Annotated in this window: 7 protein-coding genes; 3 read left to right on the top strand and 4 right to left on the bottom strand. The window is 67.2% G+C overall.

Features of this window, described 5'->3' with window-relative positions; translation table 11 throughout:
* The 3 genes from JWQ91_RS07210 to JWQ91_RS07200 all read right to left on the bottom strand — a co-directional run.
* Positions 1 to 1,006 (bottom strand): Hsp70 family protein (locus tag JWQ91_RS07210; protein ID WP_297782184.1); only part of this gene is annotated, 1,006 nt, incomplete at its 3' end.
* Positions 1,007 to 1,110: 104 nt separating this feature from the next.
* The gene (locus JWQ91_RS07205; protein ID WP_297782183.1) at positions 1,111 to 1,986 is read right to left on the bottom strand and encodes an MEDS domain-containing protein; all 876 of its coding nucleotides are present in this window, start codon (positions 1,984 to 1,986) and stop codon (positions 1,111 to 1,113) included.
* Between the two features lie 110 nt (positions 1,987 to 2,096).
* The gene (locus JWQ91_RS07200) at positions 2,097 to 3,098 is read right to left on the bottom strand and encodes a hypothetical protein (RefSeq protein ID WP_297782182.1); all 1,002 of its coding nucleotides are present in this window, start codon (positions 3,096 to 3,098) and stop codon (positions 2,097 to 2,099) included.
* 436 nt (positions 3,099 to 3,534) lie between these two features.
* Here JWQ91_RS07200 and JWQ91_RS07195 point away from each other — a divergent pair, with 436 nt between their 5' ends.
* Positions 3,535 to 4,752, top strand: coding sequence for a glutathione-independent formaldehyde dehydrogenase (locus tag JWQ91_RS07195; protein WP_297782181.1), 1,218 nt, complete (start codon positions 3,535 to 3,537; stop codon positions 4,750 to 4,752).
* Position 4,753: 1 nt separating this feature from the next.
* On the top strand, positions 4,754 to 5,329 hold the full coding sequence (locus tag JWQ91_RS07190; protein WP_297782180.1) for a type 1 glutamine amidotransferase domain-containing protein: 576 nt from the start codon (positions 4,754 to 4,756) through the stop codon (positions 5,327 to 5,329).
* A gap of 207 nt (positions 5,330 to 5,536) precedes the next feature.
* Here JWQ91_RS07190 and JWQ91_RS07185 read toward each other — a convergent pair whose 3' ends face one another.
* The gene (locus JWQ91_RS07185; RefSeq protein ID WP_297782179.1) at positions 5,537 to 6,580 is read right to left on the bottom strand and encodes a helix-turn-helix transcriptional regulator; all 1,044 of its coding nucleotides are present in this window, start codon (positions 6,578 to 6,580) and stop codon (positions 5,537 to 5,539) included.
* A 74-nt stretch (positions 6,581 to 6,654) separates the two neighbouring features.
* Here JWQ91_RS07185 and JWQ91_RS07180 point away from each other — a divergent pair.
* The coding region (locus JWQ91_RS07180) for an MFS transporter (RefSeq protein ID WP_297782178.1) at positions 6,655 to 7,023 on the top strand (369 nt) is incomplete at its 3' end.

Genomic DNA, 7,023 nt, shown 5'->3' with positions numbered 1-7,023 from the left:
AGCCGCCCACGAGGATGACCTCGTCGATGTCGTCGGCGGTCACCTTCGCATCCTCCATGGCCTGCTTGACCGGGCCGAGGCACTGCTCGACGAGGTCGGCAGTGAGCTGTTCGAACGTCGACCTCATCAGGTTGACGTTGAGGTGCTTGGGACCGGAGGCGTCAGCGGTGACAAAGGGACGGTTGACGGCCGTCTGGGTCACAGCCGACAGCTCGATCTTCGCCTTCTCGGCAGCCTCGAACAGACGCTGCAGGGCCTGGGAGTCGTCGCGGAGGTCTATGCCGTTGGACTTCTTGAACTCGTCGGCCAGGTAGTCGACGATGCGTCGGTCGAAGTCATCACCGCCCAGGTGCGTGTTCCCGGCCGTGGACCGGACCTCGACGACGCCGTCTCCGACGGTCAGGATGCTCACATCGAACGTGCCGCCACCGAGGTCGAAGACCAGCACGGTCTCGTTCTCGAGCTTGTCCATCCCGTAGGCCAAGGCTGCAGCCGTCGGCTCGTTGATGATCCGGAGGACTTCGAGCCCGGCGATCTTCCCGGCGTCCTTGGTGGCCTGCCGCTGCGCGTCGTTGAAGTGCGCCGGCACGGTGATGACCGCCTCGGTGACTCGTTCGCCGAGGAACTTCGCGGCGTCATCGACCAGCTTCCGCAGCACCTGTGCGGATATCTCCTCAGGTGCGTAAGACTTGCCGTTGACCTGGAATCGCGCCGCGCCTGCGGGGCCGGCGACCACGTCGAACGAGACGGTGGTCAGCTCGCTGCTGACCTCGTCGTACTTGCAGCCGATGAACCGCTTCGCGGAGGAGATCGTCCCCTTCGGATTCAGGATCGCCTGGCGCCGGGCCATCTGGCCGACCAGTCGCTCGCCATTCTCCAGGAAGGCGACCACCGACGGCGTCGTCCGATCGCCCTCCGCGTTGGGGATGACCTGCGGCTGGCCACCCTCCATCGCCGCGATCACCGAGTTCGTCGTGCCGAGGTCGATGCCAACTGCTCTACCCATGACTCCTCCATTGCGCCCGAAACTGTGTCTCGTTCACGCTCCTCCGAACGCATGTCACCTGCATCCCGTGAACGGGTGCATTTGGCGCGCGGTACCGCCTCTGACTAGTTGGTGGCGAGGCGATGCTCCAAGGCCAGAACGGTCAGCTCGACTCGCGAATGGATGTGAAGCTTGAGGTAGATGTGCTTGAGGTGGGCGTCCACGGTGTGGCGGGAGACGCACAGATCGGCAGCGATCATGCGGTTGGTTATCCCGCGGGAGACCTGGGAGGCAACCCGCAGCTCGGCGTGGGTCAGCGACGCCCATCCGTCGCCGACCCCCTCGTCACCGTCCGCGTCCACCTTGACCATGGGGTACCGGGTCGCCGTGTCAACACCGGCAGCCGGCAGGTACTCCGTCGGGTCCAGGTAGTAGGGGTTGTCGATCACCGTACGGTCCAGCAGGACCTTGGGGTGGGTGCGAAGTACTTCGACAAGCATGTCGGCCCCGAACTTCTTCAGGTCGTAGAGGCACATGAAGATGGCGGGCACATGCTTGACGACGCGGTTGAGAGCCGACTCATAGAGAAACAGGTCGTTGCAGCCGGGGGACCAAGGCAACACCCACGACATCTCGCCGACGGCTCTGAGCAGGTCGAAGTCGGTTGCGACAGCGACGTCCACGCTCTCGGAGAGGAACTGGATCATGAGGTCGACGCTGAAGTCCCCCGCGCGGAGGTAGGCGTCCGATACCCGTTCGACATCGAGCTGCGCCGACCGCTGAGAGCACCCTGGGCCACGATGTCCCACCACGCGATCGCGGACCGATGCCGGCTCGGCATCGTCGATCAGGCACCGAACCTTGTCGCCGTGACGCAGCCCCTCGTCGAGGAAGGGGAACAACAGCCGGTCGCGCTCGGCCGGACCCGAGTAGAGCGCACAGAAATGCGTTCCTGAGCTGACCTGTCCGACTCCGGGAATCCCGAGGCTCAAACCTTTCATGGTGACCACCGTTCACGAATCCGTGGGAGAGGCGCGACGCTACGCGCACGTTGCACGCCAGCGCAGGAAAGCTAGTTGAGCAGCTGGCCGCAGCCAGCAGGTTCGCGCCGCTACCTCGAGTCTCGGTCGTGTGCGAGGCGGTCGCGTCGGTCCTCCTCGCGCTTGGAGTAGGCGGCAGCGCGGATCGCTTCGTCGGTCTCCAAACCGGAGCCGAGACCACCGCCGACCGTGGCCGCTGACGCAACGAACCAGGCCAACACGAACAGATCGCGGTAACCGAGTGTCTTGTTGAGATAACCGCCCATGAGGTCGGGGTCGAGGATGAAGTACGCCCAGGCCAGGTTCACGACGTAGAGGGCGAAGTAACCCATGAGCACGCCGGACGTCAGGGTCAGCAGGGTCGAGGTGTTGTAGAGGCGTGACCTCTCCCGTGCCTGCGGAGACTCGTCGTCGGGGCGGTCCCACAGCTCGCCGTCAATCACGAGCCACGCCACCACGAGGGTGATCGAGGCGACCGTCGCTACCACCAGGCGCCACCACGACAGCGAACCCGCCAGCAGCCAGACCGTCGAGTTGACGGTGGCCACGGCGCCGGTCGCGAGCGACGCCACGAGCGCGGATTTCAGGCCAGGGATCAGCAGCCACGGGCGGTTGGCGAGCACCATGCCAAAGAGCAGGCGCCACCGACCACGCAGGTGCGGCAGGACCACGCGGTGCGCTTCTCCTCCTGTCCTCGGCTCTGCCATCGCGCTGAGAAGCGCGCGCACAGCTCGACGCGCTCGGGAGTGCATCCGGATCCCGCCCAGAGCAGGCAAGGAGAGCACCGCGGTCCGTTGCTCAGGATCGGTCTGGACCAGCAAGTGTCTGCCCTTGTGGTCGTGGAGCGGGAGCTCGGTCAGCCCGACCACCAGGTCCCAGCCCCGCTGACAGGCCTGGTCCTGCAATCGGCCCACAGCTGCCCCGACGTCCTCAGACCCCGTGGAGAACGGCTCACTCACAACGGTGACGTCCCAGGAGGCACCCCCGTCGGGCGAACTCAGGTCGGACATGTCCCGTGCAATCGCGGTCGGCGCGGCCGGATCCGCTACGAGACCGACATGAATCGTCTCCATGGGGAGATGACACCTCATCGGTCACGTCGCCACCATTGGTCGGACTGCCGATTGTGCAGGGGCGTGCCGACCGGCAGTGTGGACCGGTGGCGCTCTCACCCCTCGCCGAGCGGTGACCCGGTCCCGCCTGGGGATGATGAGTGGTCGCCGCAGCGAAATGGAAACGACCCCCATGGCAGCAGTCCGGTCACCGCACCTGCCAGTGGCAGATCGACCGACGAATGTGCGGCCGCGGGTAGTCGAGCTGGGCCCGTCCCGTCGACATCCAGCTCGACGAGGTCCGGGATCCGCCGGAGGGGCGGCGCGTCGCCGACGAGATTCTCACCGCCGTCTCGGATCAACCACACACCCGGATGACTGAGCATGAGCATGACCGGATCGATCAGATCAATATCGGCATGTCTGCCGATACCGGCCCCTTGCCGTGCTGGGTGCAATGGAGATTCCGGTCCGACTTCGGGCCATCAAAAACACTCGACGAAGGAGACAGCCCATGAAGGCAGTCGTGTACGAAGGCCCACGGCAGGTCAGCGTCAAGGAAGTGCCGGACGCGCGGATCGAGCGGCCGACCGACGTCCTGGTGCGGGTCACGTCGGCGAACATCTGCGGTTCGGACCTCCACATGTACGAGGGCCGCACCGACTTCGAACCGGGTCGCTGGTTCGGGCACGAGAACCTCGGCCAGGTGGTCGAGGTCGGAGACGGGGTCGACAAGGTCCAGGTCGGGGAGTACGTCGTCCTGCCGTTCAACATCTCCTGCGGGCACTGCAAGAACTGCGAGCGTCAGCTCACGAACTACTGCCTGACCGCTCAGCCGGATCCGCAGATGGCCGGCGCTGCATACGGCTTCGCCGACATGGGGCCGTACGGCGGCGGGCAAGCCGAGCTCCTGCGCGTGCCCTGGGGTGACTTCAACTGCCTGCGGCTGGGCGAGGATGCAGAGGAGCGCCAGAACGACTATGTGATGCTCGCGGATATCTTCCCGACCGGATACCACGCCACCGAGATGGCGGGCGTGAAGCCGGGTGACCAGACGGTCATATACGGCGCCGGCCCGGTGGGGTTGATGGCCGCCCTCTCGGCGACCATCCGGGGGGCGAGCAAGGTGATGGTCGTCGACCGGCAGCCCGACCGGCTGCGGCTGGCCGAGTCCATCGGCGCGATCGCGATCGACGACTCGAAGACCGATCCGGTGCAGGCCGTGCTGGAGGAGACGATGGGGCTGGGTGCGGACAACGGCTGCGAGTGCGTCGGTTACCAGGCGCACGAGCCCGATGGCCAGGAGCGGGCCAACCTGACGATGAATCGGTTGGTCGACTCGGTGCGCTTCACCGGGACAATCGGCTGCGTCGGCGTCTTCGTGCCTCAGGATCCCGGGGCGAGCGACGACCTGGCGAAGCAGGGCAAGCTCGCGTTCGACTACGGCATGTTCTGGTTCAAGGGCCAGCACCTCGGTAGCGGTCAGGCGCCGGTCAAGAAGTACAACCGGCAGCTGCGCGACCTGATCGCCGGGGGCAAGGCCGAGCCGTCGTTCATCGTCAGCCACGAGCTGCCCCTGAGCCAGGCGCCGGAAGCCTACGAGCACTTCGACAACCGCGACGACGGTTGGACGAAAGTCGTCCTCCACCCGACGATGGCGGCAGCGGGGTCCTGACATGGCTCATCTGCTGGACGGGCGCCGCATCGCCGTACTCGCAACCGACGGGGTCGAGCGGGTCGAGCTGGAGCAGCCACGGCACGCGCTGGAGGACGCAGGTGCCCACACCGACGTCGTCTCCATCGACCGGGGCGAGATCCAGGCCCGTGACCACGACCTCGTCGACGCCGGCACGTTCGCGGTCAACCGACTGGTCGACGACGTGTCCGTGGACGACTATGAGGCGCTGCTCCTGCCGGGCGGGACGGTCAACCCCGACAAGCTGCGCATGGACCCCTCTGCGGTGCAGTTCGTCCGGGCCTTCGTCCAGTCGGGAAAGCCGGTCGCCTCGATCTGCCACGGACCCTGGAGCTTCGTCGAGGCCGACGTCGTGCGGGGCCGCCGGCTGACCGCGTGGCCCAGCATCCGCACCGATCTGCGCAACGCCGGGACGGAGGTCGTGGACGAGCAGGTCGTCACCGACGGCAACATCACCACCAGCCGGTCACCCGACGACCTGCCAGCATTCTGCGAACGCATGGTGGAAGAGTTCGCCAAGGCCCCGGAATCCGCCAACGCCGGAGATCGGGCATGACCTCGCCGCTGCGATTCCTGGCACGCCGGGCGGCCCACCGGGAGCTCCCGTGGCCGGCAGCCACGGCCGACATTCGCGGTCCCCCACCCACGTGATGCCGATCTCCGCCGGGCCGCAGGGGTACCGGATGTTCAGGGACAAGGAGGACGGAACCGTCCGGGCCGTGTTCCGTCCAAGCGTGTGAGAGCGGGGGCTGTAGAGGTGAGGCTAGTTCTCGCGCTCGCCACAGCTCGGCTCGTCGTCCGCGGAGCCGGCAACCGCCGGTACGTAGAGCCCCTCGCGTTCGGCCCGCACCGCTGCCGCCGTCCGGGTGCTCACGTCGAGCTTGATGAACAGGTGCTCAATGTGTGCGGCAACGGTCCGCGGTGCGACAACCAGTGTTCCAGCGATCTCCTGGTTCGAGCACCCGTCGATCACCAGCCCGAGCACCTCCAGCTCACGGGGCGTGAGGCCGTGCAAGTCCGGCGCCGGCGACACCAGCGCCATGCCGATCAGGGCCGGCGGTACGTCTTCGGGCGCGGCCACGACGGTGATCCGCGCGTATCCATCGGGGGTGAGCACCCCGCTGAGCGGCCACAGGAAGGACGAGTACGGCAATCCGTCGCTGAGCCGACGACACGCGATGACCTTGACGGGCGAACCGGCTGCGAGCAGCAGGTCTCCGTCCAGTCCGGGCAGCGCCTCCGTCAGCCCGTCAGCGCGGAGCACCGTCGCGGCCGTCACCCCGCGCACCACCCGTGCGATGGCGAGGAGGCTGGGCATCGGGTCGATGGCCAGGGCCAGCGCCGGCGCGAGTGCGGCGAGGCGGTGGCGCGTCGCCCGAGACGATGGAAGCTTGCTCTTGGACAGGAGGATCAGGAAGCCGACGAGACGGCCACCCCGGGAGACCAGCGCCACGGACAGCGACCCGTGCATGCCGGCCGGAGCCAGCCAAGCGGACCACGCCGGCGGGTGGTCTGACGAGGGGGAGGAAGGGTCCGACCGGCTGACTGCCAGGTGATCCCCGTCGCTGCCGGCGACGGCCAGGTCGTGCGTCATGGCGGGTCCACTGAAGAAGCCGTCGATGTCTTCGTCCAGATCCAGGCTGGCCAGCGTCACGTAGCTGCTGTTGCGCGGATCTGCGGATGCGAGCCACGCGGCATCGAAAGGAACAGCAGACCGCAAGGCCACGAGCGACGCCAGCGCACGGCAGGGCATCGGATCAGCTGAGGCGGCAATTCGCCTCAGGGTCGTGCCAACAGTCTCAGTCACAACTATTCGCCTCCGACGCGTCAGTCTCGCCGGGGGAGCCGTCGAGCAGAGGCGGTCATCGAGCGACCCATGGGGTGGATCATACCGCGGGGTGGCCATGGATAGCGAGAAGCTGTCGTCGAATTCCGGGCGGGGCAAGGCGGGCCGTCGGCGATGACCCTGCACCTGCCACAGCACGACGAAGACCCCTGACCAGCGGAGACGCGGGTCAGGGGGTCTTCCTTTGCGTCGAGCTGCGCGCCACCGTCGGCCTGTGCGGCGTCGGGTTCGGGGCCCTCGCGATCGGCCCGGTCACCGATCGGTACGGGCGCCGCCTGACGCTGATCGGCTGTCTGGCGTGGGCGTCGCTGATGACCCTGTTCGTGGCCGCGTCGCCGAACCTCGAGATCCTCATCGGGCTGCGCTTCCTGGCCGGTCTCGCCCTCGGCGGGCTGCTGCCGACC

The sequence above is a fragment of the Aeromicrobium sp. genome, assembly GCF_025965075.1.
Lineage (GTDB): Bacteria > Actinomycetota > Actinomycetes > Propionibacteriales > Nocardioidaceae > Aeromicrobium.
The sequence above is the reverse complement of the archived record's forward strand: the minus strand, read 5'-3'. Positions and strand labels throughout refer to the sequence as shown.